Below are 20463 nucleotides of genomic sequence, written 5' to 3'. Positions count from 1 at the left end.
CCTTCGTGGATGTCTCGGCGGCGCGAGAACGCACATGACCGATACTGATCGCTACGGGACGGTGCATAGGACACCTGAGTGGCTCCTGCACGCCTGTGTGACCGGCGCCAACTTCGGCGAGACTACAGCCTCTTCGGACAGCGCTTGCCGCCGCCCTGAGTCAAGAATCCGTTACAACCCGCGGCGCACCCAGCGTGCCGGTTTCGCTCTTCCTTCACAACCGATCATGGGTTGGCGCCAATCGTGACCAGGCTGGTCTTGACTGACCGAGAACAGGCTGGATTGGATCAGTGCGAGGGCTTCCCCCCTTGCACGTCCTTGAACCACCTGGCATCCCCTGAGTTCCGGAACGGGAATCGTGACTTCTACCGCCGCACACCGCAGGTCCATCAGGAAGAACCCCGGCGTGGCCGCTGTCGCGCTCGCCGCCGCCGCCACGGTCCTGCTGGCGGGATGCGGGTCCTCCGACGACACCTCCGACCCGCTGAGCGAGGACACGGGCAAGGCCGGCAGCGGCGACACCGTCGTCGTCGGCTCCAACAACTTCGCCGAGAGCATCCTGCTCGCCGACATCTACGGTGAAGCCCTGAAGGCCAAGGGCATCAAGGTCACCTACAAGCCCAACATCGGCAGCCGCGAGACCACTTACGGCCTGCTGAAGAACGGCTCCATCACCGTCCTGCCCGAGTACAACGGCTCGCTGCTCGCCTACCTGGACAAGGACGCCAAGCAGGAGTCGGCCGAGGCCGTGGACGCCGCGGCCAAGGCCAAGCTCGACTCGAAGCTGACGCTGCTGGACTCGGCGCCGGCGGAGGACAAGGACTCGGTCACGGTCAACGCGGACACCGCGAAGAAGTACAACCTGACCACCGAATCCACACTCGCCGACCTCAAGGACATCGCCCCGGACCTGGTCATCGGCGGTTCGCCGGAGTTCCAGACCCGGCAGCAGGGTCTGCTGGGCCTGGAGTCCCAGTACGGCCTGAAGTTCAAGTCCTTCAAGGCGCTCGACGCGGGCGGTCCGCTGACCCAGGCGGCGCTGAAGAAGAACACCGTGCAGGCCGCGGACATCTTCACGACCGACCCGACCATCACCAAGGAGAAGTTCGTCGTCCTCCAGGACCCGAAGAACCTCTTCGGCTTCGCGAACGTGACTCCGCTGGTCTACAAGTCCGGTCTCACCCAGGAGGGTGTCGCCGCGCTCAACGCGGTCTCGGCCAAGCTGGACACCAAGGCGCTCCTCGACATGGACTCCCAGGTCCAGCTGGACAACAAGGACCCGCTGGACGTGGCGAAGGCGTGGCTGAAGACGAACGGCCTGGGCTGACCTCGGTCGACGGCCGGCGCGGGAGGCCCCTGGGGGAAGGCCTCCCCATAGGGGGCCCGCGCCGGTCCCGATCGGCCATGCTCCACACCGGCGCGGGCGACGCCGGGGCCAGGCTCCCACCCCGCCGGGTCCGAGCGACGCGCACCGCCCGCGGCAACCGGCCGCTGTCCGGCGGCCCCGGCGCCCACCCCGACGTCGTGACCGCACCAACCTCCGGCCGGTTCGCAGGTCAGACTCCGAGTTCCGCCCGGACCCGGGCCGCGGCGCCCACCGCCACCGCGTCCCCGCGGAGCAGTGAGGGCAGCACCCGTACCGGATGCCCGCTGACCGGCGGTTCGGTGGCCAGGGCCCGCAGGATCGACGCTTCGAGGAGCGTCCAGGCGCGGCTGACGCCCCCGCCGATCACGACGGTGGTGACATCCAGCAGGCCCGCCGTGACGAGGAGCGCGCGAGCGACGGCGGTGCCCGCGTCCTCGTACACGGCGAGCGCGTCCGGGTCGGAGGCCTCCGCCACTTCGCGCGCGCTGAGTTCCCGCCCGGTCCGCTTCCCGTACCGCGCCGCGATCGCCCGCCCCGACGCCAGTGTCTCCAGATGGCCGCGCCCGCCGCATGTGCACGGCAGGTCGCCGAAGCCCGGGATGTGCCCGATCTCGCCCGCCGCGCCGTGCGGCCCGCCGTAGAGCGCGCCGTCCAGCCACAGCGCCCCGCCGACCCCGGTGCCGAGGGTCATCCCGAGCACATCGGGCTCGCCCGCCACCGCCCCGGCCGTCGCCTCGCCGCGCAGGAACGCGTTGACGTCGTTGTCGAGGAACGCCGGCACACCGAGCGCCTCCTCGAACGCCGCCGTCACCCCGAACCCGGCCCAGTTCCGGAAGGAATCGCTGGCTACCAGGATCCGCCCCTCCCGCGCGTCCACCACACCCGCCGCCCCGACCCCGACACCCAGCAGCCGTGCGTCCGTACGGTCGAGAAGCAGGCGTACGGCGTCCAGCGCGGCACCGGCCATCGCGCCCCCGCCGGCAGCCGCGGGCGTGGGCACCTCCAGTCGGTCGACGAGCGTCAAGTCAGCGTCGAACAGGGCCACTTGTGTGCTCGTACCGCCGATGTCGACACCCGCGACCGCCTTCACGCGGTGACCCCGGCCCGCTGCTCGGCGCGCCGCCGCCGCTGCACGACCGGATCCGGCACGGGTACGGCCGCGATGAGCCGCCGGGTGTACTCGGTCTCCGGGCGCAGCAGCGTCGACATGGTCGGCCCCTGCTCCTCGACCCGCCCGTCCCGCATGACGACGACCCGCTGCGCGAACTCCTGCACGACAGCCAGGTCGTGGGAGACGAAGAGACAGGCGAACCCCAACTCCCGCTGCAACTCGGCGATCACCTCCAGCACGGTCCGCTGCACGCTCACGTCCAGCGCGCTCGTCGGCTCGTCCGCGACCAGCAGCCGGGGTTCGAGGACCAGCGCCCGGGCGAGACTCACCCGCTGCCGCTGACCACCGGACAGCTCACGCGGCCCCCGCCCGGCCAACTCCCTGGGCAGCCGTACGAGTTCGAGCACCTCCGCGACCCGGTCCCGCCGCTCGGCCCCCGACATCCCCCTGCGGTGCACCCTGAGGGGCTCTGCCACGCACTCGGCCACACTCATCCGCGCGTCCAGCGAGGCCACCGGGTCCTGGAGCACCACACCCACACCGGACAGGAGCGCCCGCCGCTTCCGGCCCCGGGCCCTGCCCAGGTCGGTCCCGAACAGGGACACCGAGCCGGCGGCGGGCGCGACGAGCCCGAGTGCGACCCTGGCCGCGGTCGACTTGCCCGACCCGGACTCGCCCACGAGCCCGACGGTTTCTCCGGGACGGACGTCGAGAAAGACGCCGTCGAGGGCCTGGACCCGCCCGAACCGCACGGACACGTCACGGAGTCGCACCACCGGGGGCTCCTCGGCCGGGGGTGCGTCGTCACCGCTGAACCTCAGCCGCGGCACCGCCGCCAGCAGCCCCCGCGTGTACTCGTGCTCGGGCCGCAACAGCACGTCCTCCACGGGTCCCGTCTCCACGACCTCGCCCCGCAGCATCACGGCGACCCGGTCCGCGAAGTCCGCGACCACGCCCATGTTGTGCGTGACCAGCAGTACGCCGGTGCCCGAGTCGGCCGCCAACCGCCGTAGCAGGTCCAGGATCTCGGCCTGCACGGTGACGTCGAGCGCGGTGGTCGGCTCGTCCGCGATCAGCAGACCGGGCGAGTTGGCGATCGCCATGGCGATGACGACCCGCTGCCGCTGCCCGCCCGACAGCTGGAACGGGAACGCCGAGGCCCGCCGCTCCGGCTCGGGAATCCCGACGCGGCGCAGGAGCTCGACCGCCTCACGGGCGGCTTCCGACCGGGGGACGTCCCGGTGGTTCCGTACGACTTCCGCGATCTGGGCGCCGACCCGGGTCAGCGGATCGAGGGCGCTGGCCGGTTCCTGGAACACCATGGAGGCGGTGCGCCCCCGCAGCCGGGCGAGCGAGGCCTCCGAGGCCCCGACGATCTCCGTACCGTCGACCGCGACCCGCCCCGAGGCGCGCGCGTTGCCCGGCAGCAGCCCCATCGCGGCGAGCGCCACCGTCGACTTCCCGGACCCGGACTCGCCGACGAGGGCGAGTGTCTCGCCCGGCCGGACGTGCAGCGACACGCCACGGACGGCGGGTACGTCACCCGTCTCCGTGGAGAAGGTCACCCCGAGGTCCTCGATGGTCAGGATGTTCACGCGCGTCCCCTCACGTCGAAGGCGTCCCGCAGCCCGTCACCGATCGCGTTGAACGCGCACACGACGAGGATGATCGCGAGGCCCGGCGGAACGATCAGCCACCAGCGCCCCGAGTACGCGGCCGTCAGCCCGGCCGACAGCATGCCGCCCCAGTCGGTCTTCGGCGGCTGCACACCGAGCCCGAGATACGACACATAGGCGATGAGCAGGATCGCGTCGGCTATTTGGAAGGTGGCCGCGACGACGATCGTGGACACCGAGTTCGGCAGGATGTGCCGGCGGATGGCCCGCCCGTGCGTCCCGCCGGTCGCCCGCAGGGTCAGTACGTAGTCCCGGTTCTTCAGCGTGAGCGTCTCGGCGCGCACCAGCCGGGACGGCACGAGCCAGGAGACCAGCCCGAGTACGACGATCAGCCCGAGCGTGCCGGGACTGGTGATGGCGGACACGACCAGCAGGATGAACAGCGCGGGGATGGCGATGCCCGCGTCGACGACCCGCATCATCACGGCGTCCACCCAGCCGCCCGCATACCCCGCGACCGCACCCCACAGCGTCCCGATGACGGTCGCGAGCACCCCGGCCGCCAGCCCGACGAGCAGAGACACCTGCCCGCCGTACATGAGCCGCCCGAGCTGGTCGTGTCCGACGGCATCGGTACCGAGCCAATGGGCTGAACTCGGCGTCAGGTTGACCTGGGTGAGGTCGGTGTGGGTCTGATCGGTGGAGTACACGAGGGGCCCGATGAAGCAGAAGGCCAGGAAGAGGATGACGACCGCGAGTCCGGCCACCGCGAGCCGGTTGCGCGCGAAGCGCGCCTTCAGGGGCGCGGGGCTGCGTCCATGTGCGGCTCCGCCGCGGGGCGCGACAAGCCCCCACCGGCGGACGGTTTCGACACGACCGCTCATGCCCGCGCCTCCTTCACCCGAGGATCCACGACCCGCTGCACGACATCCGCGAGCAGGGTCCCCACGACGGTCGCGACCGAAATGACGAGCACGCACCCGAGCAGCACCGGATAGTCGGACGACTGCGCGGCGGACCAGAACAGCAGCCCCATCCCCGGGTAGTTGAAGAGCTGCTCCACCACCAGCGCACCCCCGAACAGCACCGGCACGTAGTACCCGAGCATCGCCACCACCGGCGTCAGCGAGTTACGGAAGACGTGCCGGAAGAGCACGGCGTACTGCCCCGCGCCTCCCGCCCGAGCGGTCCGCACATAGTCCTCGGAGAGGTTCTCCAGCGTCGCGCCCCGCATGTAGCGGCTGAACACGGCAACCATGGACGCGGCCCCGGTGACCACGGGCAGCACCAGCGCCGCAGGATCCGCCAGCACCTGCCCCAGCGTGTCCCCTTGAGGCGCCTGCGACGGAAACCACCGAAGCGTCTGCGTGAACAGCAGAATCAGCAGCAGTCCAAGGAAATACACCGGCGTCGAATACGCGACGAAGCTCAGCGTGGTGATGACATAGTCGGTCGGCCTGTTCCGCCGCACGGCCTGCCACATTCCCAACGGCACGGCCAGCACCAGCCCGACCGTCGCGGACAGCACGGTCAACACCAGCGTTTTCGGCAACCGTTGCTCGATCAGCCGGGAGACCGCTTCGTTCAGCGTGTACGACGTTCCGAGATCCCCCTGCACCAACTCGCGCAGATACAGCACGTACTGCACGGGCAGGGAACGGTCGAGCCCCTGCTCGTGGTTGAACGCGGCGATCTGCCCGGCCGTCGCCTGCGGCCCGAGGATCCCGCGCGCGGGACCCCCGGGAAGCGCGTGCAGCAGGCAGAAGACCACGATCGTGACGATCAGGATCACGGCGAGGGCCTGAAGAAGCCGGCGGACGAGATAGAGGGCCGTGTCCACTAGCCGATCCACTTCCACTGCGCCGGGTGGAAGTTGGCCAGCGAGTCCTGGGAGAAGCCGCCGAGCCCGTTCTTGACGACGGAGATCTGGTAGTCCGGCTCGGGCAGCCAGATCACGGGCAGGTCCTTCGCGAGGGCCGCGCTGTAGTCCTGGATGGCCTGGTTCGAACTGGACGTAGTGGAGGCGGAGATGAGCTTGTCGACGTCCGGGTTCGAGTAGCTGCCGAAGTTGGAACCGCCGCCGGTCTGGAACAGCGAGTCACCGGTCGGGAAGGCGTTGAAGTACCAGCTGCCCGCCGTGCCGAAGAAACTCAGCTGCCACTTGCAGATCGACTGCCCCGAGGTGCACTGCGGGGTCTGGGAGAGCACCGAGTTGACCGGAGCGGTCTTGATGGAGAACTTGATGCCGGTCTTCGCGAGGGAGGACTGGATCGCGCTCATCATGTTGTCGGTGACCGCGGAGCCGGACTGCGAGAGCACCTGCATCTCGAACTTCGTGCCCTTGGCGACGCCCTCACCGCACTTCGCGGGCTCGGAGCAGGTCATGACCCCGCCCTGCTCGGTCCAACCGTGGCTGGTCAGCAGGGACTTGGCGGTGTCGTTCGAGAACGGGTACGGGTTGTCCTTCTGCACCGGCGACAGGAAGTCCGAGGCCTGTCCCTGCGGGATGGGGCCGTAGCCGGGTACCGCCGTCCCGTTGAGGACGACCTTTGCGAGACTCGCCTGGTCGATGGAGTGCTGGATGGCCTGACGGGCGTAGAGCTGCTTGAACACGGCGCCCATCGCCGGGTTGTTGAAGTTGTACGGCATGTAGGTGATCGCCCAGCCCGACCACGGCTCCACCTTGAAGCCCTGCGCGGTGAAGCTGGCCTTCTGGTCGAGGTCGGTCGCCTCGATGTAGCCGTAGTCGACGCTGCCCGAGCGCAGGGCGTTCTTCTCGGCGTCGGCGGTGGTGAAGGGGAGCAGGTTCACCGTGGGGATGTTCGCCTTCTCGCCGCCGTCGTACTTCTTGTTGGCGGTGAGGACCACCTTGCCGGCCGTGGAGAAGGACTTGACGGAGTAGGGGCCGCTGATGGTCTTCCACAGCGGGTTCGAGGCGTACCCGGAGATGTTCTTCGCCGCGTCGTTGAGGTACGTCCAGGCCTGCTTGGCATCCCGGCCGCCGGCCCAGGCGTGCTGCGGGAGCGGGGTGATGGAGTTCAGCTCGTTGGCGAGCATCCACTGCGGGTTGTAGGTCTTGTCGAAAGTGATCGTGAAGTGGCGGGCGTCGACCGTCCTGAAGGACGTCCAGTTGTCCGGCGCCTTGCCGGGGTTGTAGCCCGCCCACTCGCTCTTGTTGGCCTTGATGAGGTCGAACCAGAACTTCACGTCCGCCGAGGTGATCGGCTTCCCGTCGCTCCAGTGCCGGTCGCCCAGGGTGATCGTCACGCTCTTGTTGTCCGCGGCGAACTTGGCGTCCGTGGCGACCGAACCGGCCTTGTTCCAGCCGATCTTGCCGGTCGAGCCGTCGTAGGCGATGAGCGGCTCCCACAGCGTGTTCGCGATGGAGATGTTGTTGGTGTTGAGGTGCGCCGCGGTGCCGATCGGCAGGATCCAGTTCGGGGTGAAGTTCGCGGGCAGCGCGTAGTTGATCGCGTCGTGCGAGGAGGACGACGACGAGCCGCTCGACCCCGAACAGGCGGTGAGCAGCAGGGTGCCCGCGCTGAGGGCGGCGGCACCGGCGAGGAGTCTCGTGCGGGCAGGGGGCATGGCGTGCTCCTGGGACCAGGGAGGTGGAAGCGGGGTGGGGCAAGTGAACGCCCTCTCTGTTGGAAGAAATAGGCGTGCCGCTGTAAAAAGCCTGTTTCTGCTGTTCTGGAAAAAGCGCGGAGAGGGTTTTCGGGCCTACGCTCGACGCCTGGGCCGTCGAATTCGGGAGTAACTTCGACCATGCTTGAAAAAAGTCCGCCACCGCATCGACGGCACGGCTCCGGCTTCTCCTCGCTCGCCGAGGGTGTCCTCGAACTCCTCGCCTCCGGTCAGGCGTCGACCCGTACGGAACTGTCCGCACTGCTCGGCGCCGCGCCCTCGACCGTGTCCTTCGCGGTCGGCCAGCTGCTGGCGCACGGTCTGGTGGCCGAGGAGGGCACCCGGTCCTCCACCGGCGGGCGGCCGCGCAAGGTGCTGCGGCTCGGCGGCAGCGACGGATACGCGGTCGCGGCCGACCTCGGCGGAAAGCACGCGCATGTCGGGGTCGTGCACCCCGGGGGCGGTCTCACCGACGTGTCGACCGTGCCGTTCGCCACGGCGGACGGGCCCGAGGCCGCGCTGCCCGGCCTGGCGGACACGCTCCAGACGCTGATCGACCGGCACGGCCGGGAGCAGCTGCGGGGAGTCGGTCTGTGCCTGCCGGGCCCGGTCGACGTCGAGCCGGGCCTCGTCACCCTTCCGGCGCGCATGCCCGGCTGGAACCGCTTCCCCGTACGGGACTGGTTCGAGGAGCGCTTCGCCGTCCCGGTGGCCGTCGAGAACGACGCCAACTGCATGGCCGTGGGCGAGCACAGTGTCCGGCCCGTCGAGCACCGGCAGTCGATCATGGTGAAGGTGGGATCCGGGATCGGGGCGGGCGTCATCGCCGACGGGCGGCTGTACCGGGGCGCGACCGGAGGGGCCGGGGAGATCACCCACGTCCGCGTCGAGGCCGCCCAGGACACCCCGTGCTCCTGCGGCAACACGGGCTGCCTGGAGACGGTCGCCTCGGGCGCGGCGCTGGTCAGGATCCTGCGGGAACGGGGCCTGCCGGTGGCGAGCACCGAGGACGTCGTACGCCTCGCCCTCGACGCCGACCCCGAAGCGACCCGCGCGGTCCGCCAGGCCGGCCGCTACCTCGGCCAGGTCCTCGCCGCCAACGTCAACTTCTTCAACCCCGACGCCGTGTACCTGGGCGGCATCCTCTCCACCCTGGAGCCGTTCGTCGCGGCGGTGCGAAGCCAGCTGTACGAGGGCTGCCATCCGCTGGTGACACAGCATCTGGTGATCGAGCGGACGTCGTTGGGCGCCGACGCCGGGTTGGCGGGGGCGGGCCAGTTCGCGCTGCAGCGGGCGCTGGCGCAGGCGATGCAGACGGTCACCGGAGGCTTGTAGGGGTGCGACCGGCCACGACGAACTCGCAGACAACAACGGACCTGGAGCAACCGTGCCTTCATCCCTCCCCGTAATCGCCATCGCAGGCCTCGGCATCGAATCCTCGACCTTCTCCCCAGCCCGCACCGAGGCCCCCGCCTTCCACCCCCTGCGCGGTGCGGACGTCCTCACCCGCTACCCCTTCCTGGCCTCGGGTCAGCCGTTGCGCGAGGCCGCAGACTGGCGAGGCACCCTCGTCGGCAAGGCACTGCCCGGCGGTACGGTGACGGCGGCCGCCTACGCCGAACTGACCCGTGAACTACTCGACCGTCTCCGGGCGTTGGGCCCCGTCGACGGCCTCTGGTACGACATCCACGGCGCGATGACCGTGGAGGGCGTGGACGACGCCGAAGCCGAACTCCTGCACCGCATAAGGGAGATCACCGGCCCCGGCACGATCATCTCCGCCTCCATGGACCTGCACGGCAACGTCTCGCGGGAACTCGCCCACCGCACGGACCTGATCACCTGTTACCGCATGGCCCCGCACGAGGACGCGATGGAGACGAAGGAGCGGGCCGCCCGCAACCTCCTGAACCACCTCACGAGCGGCGCCCCCCGCCCGGTCAAGGCCTGGATCCCGGTCCCCGTGCTCCTGGCCGGCGAGCAGACCTCCACCCGGATCGAGCCGGCGAAGAGCGTCTACGCCGCCGTGGCGGAGGTGGAGGCGACCGACGGAGTGACGGACGCGGCGATCTGGGTCGGCTACGCGTGGGCGGACGAGCCCCGCAACCGGGCCGCGGTCGTCGTCACGGGCTCTTCCGCGGACGCGGTGACGACCGGTGCCGAACGGCTCGCCCACGGCTTCTGGAAGGCCCGCCACGACTTCGACTTCGTCGCGCCGACCGGCACGCTCGAGGAGTGCCTGGACGCGGCGCTGGCCTCGCGGAAGCGGCCGTACTTCATCAGCGACACCGGCGACAACCCGACCGCGGGCGGCGCCGGTGATGTCACCTGGGGCCTCCAACAGGTGCTGTCCCGCCCGGAGTTCCAGGACCCCTCGGGCCCGGTGGTCATCTACGCCTCGCTCCCGGGCCCGGCCGCCGTCGACACGGCCGTACAGGCCGGCGTCGGTGCCACGGTCACCGTGAGTGCGGGTGCCGAGGTCGACGACCGTCACGCGGGCCCGCTCACGCTGACCGGTGTGGTCCACGCGATCCGGCACGGTGACCAGCACGCGGTGACCGAGGCGGTGCTGCGGGTGGGAAGCGTGTACGTGATCCTGACCCGCGCCTGAGAAAGCCGTACCACTGTGAACACGACTTCACCAACCTGGAGTTGGCGCCGCGCGAGGCGGACCTCGTCCTCGTCAAGATCGGGTATCTGGAGCCCGAGCTGTTCGCGATGGCCGCCGACTGGAAGATGGCCCTCACCCCGGGCGGCGTCGACCAGGACCTGCCGCGCCTCGGCCACCGGCGCATCCGCCGGCCGATGTTCCCCTTCGACCGCGAGATGCCCGACCCGGACCTCAGGGCCCGGCTGGTCCCGTCCTCGGACGAGGAGTTGACCGGGCCGGACGAGTGAGCTGCCGCTAGTCGACCGCCGCGGCGATCAGCAGGTCCAGAAGGGCGATCAGCACGTCCCGGGACGACTCGCGTCGCCGTGCGTCGCACAGCACCACCGGAACGCCCTCCGGGAGGGCGAGGGACTCCCTGATGTCCTCGGCCGGGTACGGGTGCCGGCCCTCGAAGCCGTTCACGGCGACGACGAAGGGGATGCGCCGGCGTTCGAAGAAGTCCACGGCGGCGAAGCTCGACTCCGGGCGCCGGACGTCGATGAGGACGACCGCGCCCAGGGCGCCGACGGCGAGGTCGTTCCACATGAACCAGAACCGCTGCTGGCCCGGGGTGCCGAAGAGGTAGAGCACGAGTTCGTCGCTGATGGTGATCCGGCCGAAGTCCATGGCCACGGTGGTGGCCCGCTTCTGCTCGATCCCGGCGAGGTCGTCGACGCCGAGGCCCGCGACGGTGAGGGGTTCTTCCGTGCGCAGCGGGGTGATCTCGCTGACCGACCCGACCATCGTGGTCTTGCCGACCCCGAAGCCCCCGGCGATGAGGATCTTGACGGTGTCGGGTGCGGTGGGACCACCGGCTGTCTCGGTGGCGAGCGGGTCAGAGCCGGCCAAGGCCTTCCCTCACTTTCTGCAACAGGTCCAGGTCCGGGGTGCGAGGCGAGACGGGACGCGGCGGGTGCGCGGTGATGAGACCCGCCTCCAGCAGATCGCAGAGCATGATCACGACCACGCTGACCGGGAGGTCGAGCAGCGCGGCCAGCTCCGCCACGGCGAGCGGGCGGGCGCACCGGCGCAGGATGCGGGTCTGCTCGGCCTGCGGGCGGGGGGCGAGTTCCGGTGGCGGGTCCACCGCGGTCACCGTGGTGATGAGGGTGAAATCGGCACGGCTGGGCCGCGTCCTTCCGCCGGTCAGGGCGAACGGTCGCACCAGCCTGGCCGCCGCGTCGCTGTCGGTCACCTCACCCGCCGGTGGGGCCGATGCCGGCCCGTGGTGCCGCGCTGAGGTGCTCGCCGATCTTCTTCACCAGCATGTTCATCTGGTACGCCACGACGCCGACGTCGGCGTTCGGCCCGGTGAGCACGACGAGGTGGGCGCCGGGCCCCGCGGAGGTGAGGATCAGGAAACTGTTGGCCATCTCGATGAGCGCCTGGCGCACCGGGCCGCCCCGGAAGTCCATGCTGACGCCCTTGCTCAGGCTCATCAGACCGGACGCGGTCGCCGCCAGCCGCTCGGCGTCGTCGCGCAGGAACCCGGTGGACTTGCTGACGACCAGCCCGTCCTCCGAGAGCACGACAGCCTGCGTCACGTCGGCGACCCGCTCCACGAGTCCGGTGAGCAGCTGGTCCAGCTGGGTGTGCGTGGCGGGGGTGGGGCGTGTCATGGCGTGTCCTTCATGAGCGATCGATATGGGGACGAGCGACGACGGCGGCGTCCTGGGCGGGGACCATTTTTTCGAGGCTGCCGGGAGGGGGGTCGTCGGCGGGCGTGTGCTGGGCGGTGTTCGGGGTGTTTGGGGTCCCGGGCAGGTGGTGGTGGTCGGCGGGGCCCGTTTCTTCGGCGCTGCCACGCAGGGGTTCGACGGCGGGAAGGTCCTTGCCAGTGTTCGGCTTGCCCGGAGCACTGGGCGGATCGTTCCGGTCGGTGGGGGCAGAGTTCGCCGGAGTGCCGGGCAACCCGTCCTCGGGGGTGCCGAGCGGGTCGGTCCCGGTGCTGGTTGCCGTGGGGACGTCGTCCTCGTCCCGGGCGCGGAGGGTTCCGAGCTGGAATCCGGCGAGCGAGGAGGCCGCGTGGTCCGGGGTGAACTCGTCGGCGTCCTCTTGCTCGCCGACGGCCGGGGCGTCCTCCCTCAGCTCGACAGCCAGACTGGTCTGCGGCACCCGCCGGGGGAGAGGCGCGAGCCCGTCCGGACGGGCGGCTCCCACCGGACGCGACGCGCTGATGGGTCGTCCTGACCCCGCGCCTTGTGCACGACCCGCGACCGCCGAAGTTCCCGCGGAGATGGGTCTTGATGAGTTCGCCGGGGCTGCCGCGCCTTGTGCGCCGGCCGCGGCCGCCGAACCTCCCGCGTCCATGTCCCCCGACAGGCGGGTCGGATCTCCCGGGCCCGCGGTGGTCGACGCACCGGTCGGGTCTCCTGCGTCAGCCGACCCCGCTGCACGAGCCCGGTCTCCCGCTTCAGCCGATCCCGAGGCACCGGTCGGGTCTCCCGCGGCGGCTCCCGGAATCCGGGCCGGGTCTCCCGCTTCTGCCGACCCTGGGGCACCAACTGGGTCTCCCGCTTCAGCCGATCCTGAGGCACCGGTCGGGTCTCCCGCGTCGGCGGCTGCCGGAACCCGGGCTTGGTCTCCCGCGTCGGCGGCTGCCGGATCTCGGGCCGGGTCTCCCACCTCCGCCGACCCTGGGGCACCAACTGGGTCTCCCGCTTCAGCCGGTCCCGAGGCACCGGTCGGGTCTCCCGCGCCGGCGGCTGCCGGAACCCGGGCTTGGTCTCCCGCGTCGGCGGCTGCCGGATCTCGGGCCGGGTCTCCCGCTTCTGCCGACCCTGGGGCACCAACTGGGTCTCCCGCTTCAGCCGGTCCCGAGGCACCGGTCGGGTCTCCCGCGCCGGCGGCTCCCGGAAGCCCGGCCGGGTCTCCCGCGACAGCCGACCCCGGCGCACCAGCCAGGTCTCCCGACTCTGCGGACCCCGTCGCGCGTGCTGCGCTCGCCCGCTCCCTTGCATCCGCCCCAAGCCCCGTACCTGCCAAAGGACTTGCGTACCCGGAGTCCCTCGTTCGGTCTCCGTCGGGCGTACTCTCCGCACGTCTCGAAGCCGTCATGGCCCCGACACCGGCCGAGCCCCCCGAAGTCGCTGGGGCGACGGCTCCGACCGGGTGCTCCGGCTCGTCCTCCTCCCGTACGACGATCTCGTGCGGGATCAGCACGATCGCCGCCGTCCCGCCGTACGGCGAGGACCGCAGTGTCACCTGGACGCCGTGGCGGTTGGCGAGGCGGGCGATGACGAACATGCCCAGGCGGAGGTCGTCGGCGAGGGCGACGACGTCGAACTTGGGAGCTTCGGCCAAGTGAGCGTTGAAGGAGGCGTATTCGTCCTCCGACATGCCCAGCCCCCGGTCCTCGACCTCGACGGCAAGACCCTTGGCGACCAGCCCCGCCCGTACCGAGACGGGACTCGGCGCGGGGGAGTACAGCGTGGCGTTCTCGATGAGCTCGGCCAGGAGGTGGATCACGTCCGCGACCGCGGGCGGCGCCAGGCAGACCTCCTCCTCCGTGTGCACCTCCACCCGCTGGTACTCGGCGACCTCACCCACCGCACTGCGCAGGATGTCGATCAGCGCGACCGGCTCGGTCCAGCTGCGCCGTGGCTGCCCGCCGCTGATGATGACCAGGTTCTCCTCGTACCGGCGCAACTGGCTGGCCGTGGAGTCCAGTTCGTACAGCCCCGACAGCACGTCCGGGTCCTGGTGCTCGCGCTCCAGCGTGTCCAGCCGGCTGAGCTGGAGGTTGACCAGGTTCTGGCTCTCCCGCGCGATCCCGAGGATCACCTTCTGGAATCCCCGCCGGGTGTCGGCGAGTTCGACGGCGGTCACCACAGCCGTACGCTGTGCCGCGTTGAACGCCTTGGCCACCTGCCCCAGTTCGTCCGAGCCGTAGTCCAGCTCCGGCGCGGCCCGGTCCACATCGACCTTCTCGCCCCGGTCCAGCCGTGCGACCACGTCCGGCAGCCGCTCCTGGGCCAGGCTCAGCGTGGCCTCCCGCAGGCCGCGCAGCCGCCGGGACAGCGAACGGGTGATCCGCCAGGACATGACGAGGCACAGCAGCAGCGCGATGAGCCCGCCGGCACTGAGCGAGGCCGCCGTCAGCAGCTGATCGTGCGCCTTGTCCGCGCTGCGGGTGAGCAGCCCGGACGTCTGCTCCCGGATCAGCGCGGTGTAGCGGACGGACACCTTGTCCATCGCAGGCGCCCACCGCTTCCGCAGGTCCGGCAGGGCCACCTGCCCCGTCCCGGCAGCCGGGCGCGCGGCGAGCACCTGGTCCTCGACGGCCGTCAGCGCCCGCCAGTCCGGGCTCGCCAGGATCCGCTCGGTCTGCGTCTTCGCGGTGCCGCTCAGCGCGGGCACGATCTGGTCCTCGACGAGCCATCGGCGCGTGTTCACCAGCTGGACGAACTGCTCCCAGGCCTTCTCGTCGAGTTGCCCGGACGGCCAGGCCAGGGTGAGCGCCACATCCTCCTGCGAGGTCAGCTCCGCCGCGTGTTCGATGGCGACGAGCGGCCCGGCCTGCGAGGTGAGGTCGCCGTCGTCGACCTGCGAGAGCTGCTGGAAGGCGTGTATCTGGTCGTCGATGATCGACGTGTACTGGCCGAGGGCCTGCTGGGCGGTGATGTCGGTGGGGTGGTCCACCTGGTCGCGGTAGTACTCCAGGCTGCCCACCGAGCCGAGGACCGAGTACAGCTGGTCGGCGATGCGTGCGGGCGCCTGCTGGATCTCGTCGGACCGCTGGACGAGCTTGGCGACCGCCGCGTCCGTGGCCGCGCGTTTCTCGTCCAGGGCGGCCCGGGAACCGGGCACCTTGGCCAGCCAGGCGGCGGACACCGCACGTTCCCCCTGCAGTGCGAGCGTGGTCTCGGTGCCCATCGCGCCGGTCGACCGGCTGAGCTCGGTCTGCGAACGCAGCCGCAGGCCCTCCGAGAACAGCTGCGTGGTCGTCACACCCCACATGGCGGCGAGGGTGACGCTGGGCACCAGCGCCAGCATGATGAGGGAGAGACGTATGGAGCCGAGGCGGCGCCGGTTACCTGTCCGGTCGGGCATGGTCGTCCTTGGGCGGTCAGGGAGAGCGGAGTGGGGTGTTCGGAGGCGAGTCGTCGTTCCGAAGGGAGGTCACCTCGTGCCGGCCGCGGCGAACTTCGCGACCGCGGCGACGTTCGTCCGGGTGACGAACGCGGGCCCGGTGAGGACGGGAGCCACGCCGCCCCCGCTGATGTTGCCGTTGGTCCTGTACAGCCACAGGGAGTCCACCGCGAGGTAGCCCTGCAGATACGGCTGCTGGTCCACCGCGAACTGTACGTTCCCGGCGCGGATCGCCTTGACCAGGTCGTTGTTGAGGTCGAAGGTGGCGACCTGGGCCTTGCTGCCCGCCGCCTTCACCGATCCCACGGCGTCCAGGGCGAACTGCGCGCCGAGGGTGACGACTTCGTCGATGCCGGGGTCCTGCCGCAGCCGGGCCGTGAGCACGGTGTCCACGGCCTCGGGGTCGGTGCCCTCCACGTACAGGTTCTCGGTCTCGCCTCGGAACGTCTTCTTCACACCGGCGCAGCGCGCCTCCAGGGCGACGTTGCCCCGCTCGTGGATGACGCACAGCGCGTGCTTGACCTTCAGGCCGTTCAGCTTGTCCCCGACGGCGGCGCCGGCCACGCTCTCGTCCTGGCCGAAGTACTCCAGCAGCCCCTGCGACTGCCAGGCGTCGATACCGGAGTTGAGGCCCACCACCGGGATGCCCGCCGCCCGTGCCGCGGCCACCGGTGCCTTCATCGCGGCCGGCTTGGCCAGGGTGACCGCGATGCCGTCGACCCGGTCGCTGATCGCGTCGCGCACCAGTTGGGCCTGGCCGGCCGGGTCGGAGTCGTCCGCGTACGTCAGATCGACGCCGTCCTTCGCGGCGGCGGCCTCGGCGCCCTTCTGCACGAGCTCCCAGTAGGCGTCACCCTCGCCGCCGTGGGTGATCAGGGCAACCGTCAGCCCTGCGGTGTCCGCCCCCGCCGCGCCCCTGCCCGACTCGAGTGCGGAGTCGCCGCCGGCGCCGGAGCAGCCGGCGAGCAGCAGAAGGGCTACGGAGGTGAGGGCGGCCGTGCGCAGGGATCTCGAGGGAGTCCGAGGTGGGGGAGGAGTGTTCATGGGTGCGGCACCTCGCTGTGCGGCCGAGCAGGCGGAACGCGAAGGGGTGGCCGGAACGCGGGTGCGTCGGCCGGTTTAACCTTCACTGGCCAGGAGCCAACCGCGTGTGACCGCCGGTAGTCAAGTGATCAGCCCCTTGTAGTGGCTTCTCGGTTCCGCATCGTAATGATCTTCACGTCTGCGGGCAGGAGGAGGTGGCGGTAGCGGGGTGGCGTTCATGGCCCCTCGTCATCCCCCGCGTCACCCCCCGCGTCACGGCTTGCGCCCCACCACCCCGTACATCGCGATGTCCGCGTCCCGGATCACCTCGGTGTCCGAGCCGTCCGGATGCCATTTGTGCACCTGGACGATGCCCGGCTCCACGATCTCCAGTCCCGTGAAGAACTCCGCGGCCTCGGCGACGGTGCGCAGCCGCATCGGCATTCCCCGTGCGGCGTACTCCCCGGCCACCCGGCCGACCTCGTCCGGGGCGAACTCCGCGGTACCGATGGACATCGCGAGGTGGCTGCCGGACGGCAGCGGGTCGAGGAGCCGGCGCACGATGCCGACGGCGTCGTCCTCGTCCGTCATGAAGTGCACGATCGCGATCACCAACAGTGCCACCGGTCGCGTGAGATCGAGCGTCGCCCGCAGCTCCGGCGCCTCGAGGATGCTCGCCGGATCCCGCATGTCGGCCTCGATGTACGAAGTCCGGCCCTCGGGCGTGCTGTTGAGCAGGCCCTGGGACAGGCGCAGCACGAGCGGGTCGTTGTCGACGTACACCACCCGGGCGTCGGGGGACACCGACTGGGCGATCTCGTGGATGTTGGGGGAGGTGGGGATGCCGGTCCCGATGTCGAGGAACTGCCGTATCCCCGCCTTCTCGGCGAGGTGGCGCACCGCGCGGTTCATGAAGTCGCGGTTGGCCCGCATGTGGACCGGCAGCGCGGGCCACTCCCGGACCATGGCGTCGCCCGCCTCGCGGTCCGCCGGGTAGTGGTCCGCCCCGCCGATGATGTAGTCGTAGATCCGCGCGGAGTGCGCGCTGCCGGTGTCGACGTCTCGCTCCATGCCCCTACCGTCCCACGGTCAACCGCCGTCCAACCCAGGGTGGTTGAGGGAGGGCGGGGTTTCCACCCACCAGATCGTCGGCTGCGGGCCGGTGGGGCTGGTCGCGCAGTTCCCCGCCCCCAGGTGGGTACGGTCGACGGCAGTCACATGCCGCGGGGCAGCGCCCGAGTCGTCACCCCGAACAGCATCGCGTCGACCTCGACGTCGAGGAACAGTCCGCAGATCGGACAGCGCGGGGATCAGACCACGGTCGAGGTCATCGGGCATGCCCCCATCCTCGTCCCTGTCCTCGCACGCCCGCTGGCTATGATCATGTGAATGGGCTCGGAACCGACCATCGTCGCCACCTCCGGAGGACATCGCACCGGTGGTCGCACCATGGTGTCGTTCCACGCGCTGGTGCACCATGCCGTGGATCTGTCGGGTGCCCACGGCCGCAGACCGCGCGTGATGTACGTCGGCACGGCCATCGGGGACGCCGAACACTTCACGGCACGTATGCACGAGGCGGCCCGGGTGGCCGGCTTCGACCTCACCCCGCTCCAGCTCTTCCCCATGCCCAACCTGGACGACGTCGAGGGCACCGTCCTGGCGCAGGACGTGGTGTGGGTCATGGGCGGCTCGGTGGCGAACCTGCTCGCCGTGTGGCGGGTGCACGGCCTCGACCGCGTGCTGCGCAGGGCCTGGGAGGCCGGGGTGGTGCTCAGCGGGGTCAGCGCGGGCTCCCTGTGCTGGTTCGAGGGCGGCACCACCGATTCGTACGGTCCCGAACTCCGCCCGCTCACCGACGCGTTGGGCTTCCTGCCGTACGGAAACGGCGTGCACTACGACAGTGACCCGGGCCGTCGCCCCCTGGTCCACCGGCTCGTCGCCGACGGCACCCTGCCCACCACCCACTGCACGGACGACGGCGTGGGACTGGTCTACCGCGGCACCGAACTCGTCGAGGCCGTCACCGAGGTACCCGGAAAGGGTGCCTACGTCGTCACTCGCGACGGCGGGACGGCGGTCGAGGAACGCGTCGAACCGCGCAGGCTGCCCGGCGTCTGACGGGCGGTGCCTGCGCGGTCCGGGCCCCGGGAGGGCGGGCGCGCGTTCCTGCGGAGGTGCGTGAACCCACGGACTGGTGCGGTGACGGTCTCCGCCAAGGTGGCGGTCTGCGCGGGCGCGGCTACCGGGCGGCCCGCGGTGTACCGGAGACCATCCCGGCCTGCGCCGTGTCGGTCGCGGGACCGGGCTGCCCCGGGCCGGTCTCCGTACCGGGCCGCTCCGCCTCCCGGGCCTGCTCGCGCCGCTCGCGGCGGCTCACCCACGGGTCCTGGTCGGGCAGCCAGCCGAAGGTCAGGATGCTCCCCGCGACCCCCAGCAGGAGGCCGACCATGAAGCCGCCCAGGTTCGAGGTGACCCAGGTGCCCATGGAGATCAGGACGCCGGTGATCGAGTAGAACAGGCGCTGGTCGGGGCTGAAGAGGATCAGCAGTCCCAGCAGCACCATCAGGGTCGGCAGGAGGTAGCCCGCCACTCCCTGCATCCCCACATGCAGGACGACCTTCACCGAGGCCTTCATGGTGAGCAGGATCCATGCCCCGCCCAGGGTGAGCCAGAGTCCGCCGAAGAAGGGGCGTCCGTACACCCAGCGGGTGAACGCGTCCTGGACGAGGACGGGCTGCTGTACGCCCGTGGGCTCGCGTCCGCTCACCGGCTCCTGGCTCTCCATCAGCAACCCTTGCTGCTGAAGCTGAGCTTGAGGCCGGGCAGCTTGAACACAGCGGCCGTGGTGGCGTAGTTGGTCTGCCGCAGGTCGCCGATGTGCACGGTGTCGGCCTGCTGGCTGAAGACGCCGATGGGGCCCTTCACGCCCGCCTTGGTGAGGGTGCTGGCGTCGTTGCCGATCTCGATGTTGTCGAACGAGGCGTTACCGGTGAGCTCGGTCGAGTCCGTGGTCAGGTCGGTCGCCTCGACCTTCTTGTCTCCCTGGCCCGCCTTGATGAGCAGGTTGGTGCCGCCCAGGTCGACGCTCTGGCACAGCTTGGTGAGGGTCGCGTTCTTGATGGCGGAGGTCACGACCAGCACCTGACCACCGGTGTCGCCGGCGTTCGGGCTGTTGTCCGCCATGTTGTCGAGGCCGCCGAACTGCTCGAACCCAGTGCCGTCGAGACTCTCGGCGGTGACAGTGAAGGGCATGCCGGAGATGGCGAACTGGACACCGAGAGCACCCTCGGCGGTCAGGATCGCGAGCCCCGCCGTGATCGCGACGGCCGGCACGGCCATGATCGCGGCCCGGCGTCCCCGGACCCGCCCGCGTCTGGCGGGGCTGTCGGAGGCTTCGGGGGTGGAACCGCTTTCGGGGGTCTCGGAGATGGTGCCGACGGACGAGGCCATGTGCTGCTCCCAGGGGCATAGTCAACGCAAGTGGGGCTCACGTGCGGATGTGCGGCTTCAGTGGCTTGTTGTCCTGGCGCGGACGGCGGCTGCGGCGCACGTCTCCTCCCAACCCCCGGCGGCTGCAAGGGCTTTCACGTACTCCGCAGTAGCGACTCGGAAGTTACCGGCGGTTACGGTCATGGGTCAAGCAAGTTGTGAGTAAAGGGTGTTGATTATGTGGCAGCAGTGATCAACAACGTTCCCACCGGCAGGGAAATATCGTCGATCGATGATCAACTCCCTTTCGGTACCTTGACGTTGACGGATAATCAGGTCTACAACTCTCCCTGGCTTCCCCAGGATCCGTGGCGCCGGATCCAAGCCGTCGGGCGGCACCTGCCCGCGTTTCCGGACCATCTGTCCTCACGGGCTCTTCACCGCCCGAGTCCGACCCTCCACGGCACCCGAAACGGTCGCTTCCTCCCTGGGCCGTACCGGGCTCGCCACCTCCCGCCCGGCCCGTCCGGAGCCCTCCCCCATGGGG

General features: G+C 70.4%; 16 protein-coding genes and 1 pseudogene. 4 read left to right on the top strand and 13 right to left on the bottom strand.

Going from position 1 to position 20463, the window contains the following annotated elements; genetic code table 11:
* Positions 1-358: 358 nt before the first annotated feature.
* Positions 359-1327 (top strand): ABC transporter substrate-binding protein, encoded by a 969-nt coding sequence (locus tag M2157_RS12335; protein WP_266509446.1) that lies wholly within the window; start codon positions 359-361, stop codon positions 1325-1327.
* Positions 1328-1556: 229 nt separating this feature from the next.
* Here the strand turns inward: M2157_RS12335 and M2157_RS12330 are convergent, their stop codons facing one another.
* From M2157_RS12330 to M2157_RS12310, 5 genes are read right to left on the bottom strand one after another with little or no spacing between them, the layout of a single operon-like run.
* The gene (locus M2157_RS12330) at positions 1557-2456 is read right to left on the bottom strand and encodes an ROK family protein (protein WP_280861870.1); all 900 of its coding nucleotides are present in this window, start codon (positions 2454-2456) and stop codon (positions 1557-1559) included.
* Positions 2453-4072, bottom strand: a complete 1620-nt coding sequence (locus M2157_RS12325) for an ABC transporter ATP-binding protein (protein ID WP_280865265.1) — start codon at positions 4070-4072, stop codon at positions 2453-2455. Before M2157_RS12325 ends, M2157_RS12330 begins: the two co-directional genes overlap by 4 nt.
* Complete coding sequence (locus M2157_RS12320; protein WP_280861868.1) at positions 4069-4977, bottom strand: ABC transporter permease; 909 nt, start codon at positions 4975-4977, stop codon at positions 4069-4071. The genes M2157_RS12325 and M2157_RS12320 overlap by 4 nt, the downstream gene beginning before the upstream one ends.
* Positions 4974-5933 (bottom strand): ABC transporter permease, encoded by a 960-nt coding sequence (locus M2157_RS12315; RefSeq protein WP_280861867.1) that lies wholly within the window; start codon positions 5931-5933, stop codon positions 4974-4976. The genes M2157_RS12320 and M2157_RS12315 overlap by 4 nt, the downstream gene beginning before the upstream one ends.
* Entirely contained in the window at positions 5933-7681 is a 1749-nt protein-coding gene (locus tag M2157_RS12310) for a peptide ABC transporter substrate-binding protein (protein WP_280861866.1), read from the bottom strand. The genes M2157_RS12315 and M2157_RS12310 overlap by 1 nt, the downstream gene beginning before the upstream one ends.
* 180 nt (positions 7682-7861) lie before the next feature.
* On the opposite strand from M2157_RS12310, the gene M2157_RS12305 reads away from it, so the two are divergent.
* Both M2157_RS12305 and M2157_RS12300 read left to right on the top strand, forming a co-directional pair.
* On the top strand, positions 7862-9055 hold the full coding sequence (locus M2157_RS12305; protein ID WP_280861865.1) for an ROK family transcriptional regulator: 1194 nt from the start codon (positions 7862-7864) through the stop codon (positions 9053-9055).
* A 52-nt stretch (positions 9056-9107) separates the two neighbouring features.
* A pseudogene (locus M2157_RS12300) lies at positions 9108-10618 on the top strand (M81 family metallopeptidase).
* A 7-nt stretch (positions 10619-10625) separates the two neighbouring features.
* Here M2157_RS12300 and M2157_RS12295 read toward each other — a convergent pair.
* From M2157_RS12295 to M2157_RS12270, 6 genes are all read right to left on the bottom strand, one after another.
* Positions 10626-11219, bottom strand: a complete 594-nt coding sequence (locus M2157_RS12295) for an ATP/GTP-binding protein (protein WP_280861863.1) — start codon at positions 11217-11219, stop codon at positions 10626-10628.
* Positions 11206-11565, bottom strand: a complete 360-nt coding sequence (locus M2157_RS12290; RefSeq protein WP_280861862.1) for a DUF742 domain-containing protein — start codon at positions 11563-11565, stop codon at positions 11206-11208. Before M2157_RS12290 ends, M2157_RS12295 begins: the two co-directional genes overlap by 14 nt.
* Before the next feature lies 1 nt (position 11566).
* Entirely contained in the window at positions 11567-11989 is a 423-nt protein-coding gene (locus M2157_RS12285) for a roadblock/LC7 domain-containing protein (protein ID WP_030313681.1), read from the bottom strand.
* A 10-nt stretch (positions 11990-11999) separates the two neighbouring features.
* Positions 12000-15422: a nitrate- and nitrite sensing domain-containing protein gene (locus M2157_RS12280; protein WP_280865264.1), complete on the bottom strand. Its 3423-nt coding sequence runs from the start codon at positions 15420-15422 to the stop codon at positions 12000-12002.
* A gap of 69 nt (positions 15423-15491) precedes the next feature.
* Positions 15492-16505: a substrate-binding domain-containing protein gene (locus M2157_RS12275; protein ID WP_280861861.1), complete on the bottom strand. Its 1014-nt coding sequence runs from the start codon at positions 16503-16505 to the stop codon at positions 15492-15494.
* A 252-nt stretch (positions 16506-16757) separates the two neighbouring features.
* Positions 16758-17555: an SAM-dependent methyltransferase gene (locus tag M2157_RS12270; RefSeq protein ID WP_280865263.1), complete on the bottom strand. Its 798-nt coding sequence runs from the start codon at positions 17553-17555 to the stop codon at positions 16758-16760.
* 318 nt (positions 17556-17873) lie between these two features.
* On the opposite strand from M2157_RS12270, the gene M2157_RS12265 reads away from it, so the two are divergent.
* Positions 17874-18605 carry a peptidase E gene (locus tag M2157_RS12265; RefSeq protein WP_280865262.1) on the top strand — a complete coding sequence of 244 codons (732 nt, stop codon included), beginning with the start codon at positions 17874-17876 and terminating at the stop codon, positions 18603-18605.
* Between the two features lie 121 nt (positions 18606-18726).
* Here the strand turns inward: M2157_RS12265 and M2157_RS12260 are convergent, their stop codons facing one another.
* On the bottom strand, positions 18727-19272 hold the full coding sequence (locus M2157_RS12260; RefSeq protein ID WP_280861858.1) for a DUF6114 domain-containing protein: 546 nt from the start codon (positions 19270-19272) through the stop codon (positions 18727-18729).
* Complete coding sequence (locus M2157_RS12255) at positions 19272-19937, bottom strand: DUF6230 family protein (protein WP_266509474.1); 666 nt, start codon at positions 19935-19937, stop codon at positions 19272-19274. The genes M2157_RS12260 and M2157_RS12255 overlap by 1 nt, the downstream gene beginning before the upstream one ends.
* Positions 19938-20463: the final 526 nt, after the last annotated feature.

The organism is Streptomyces sp. SAI-127 (assembly GCF_029894425.1).
In the GTDB taxonomy this organism is placed as follows: Bacteria; Actinomycetota; Actinomycetes; order Streptomycetales; family Streptomycetaceae; genus Streptomyces.
The sequence above is the reverse complement of the archived record's forward strand: the minus strand, read 5'-3'. Positions and strand labels throughout refer to the sequence as shown.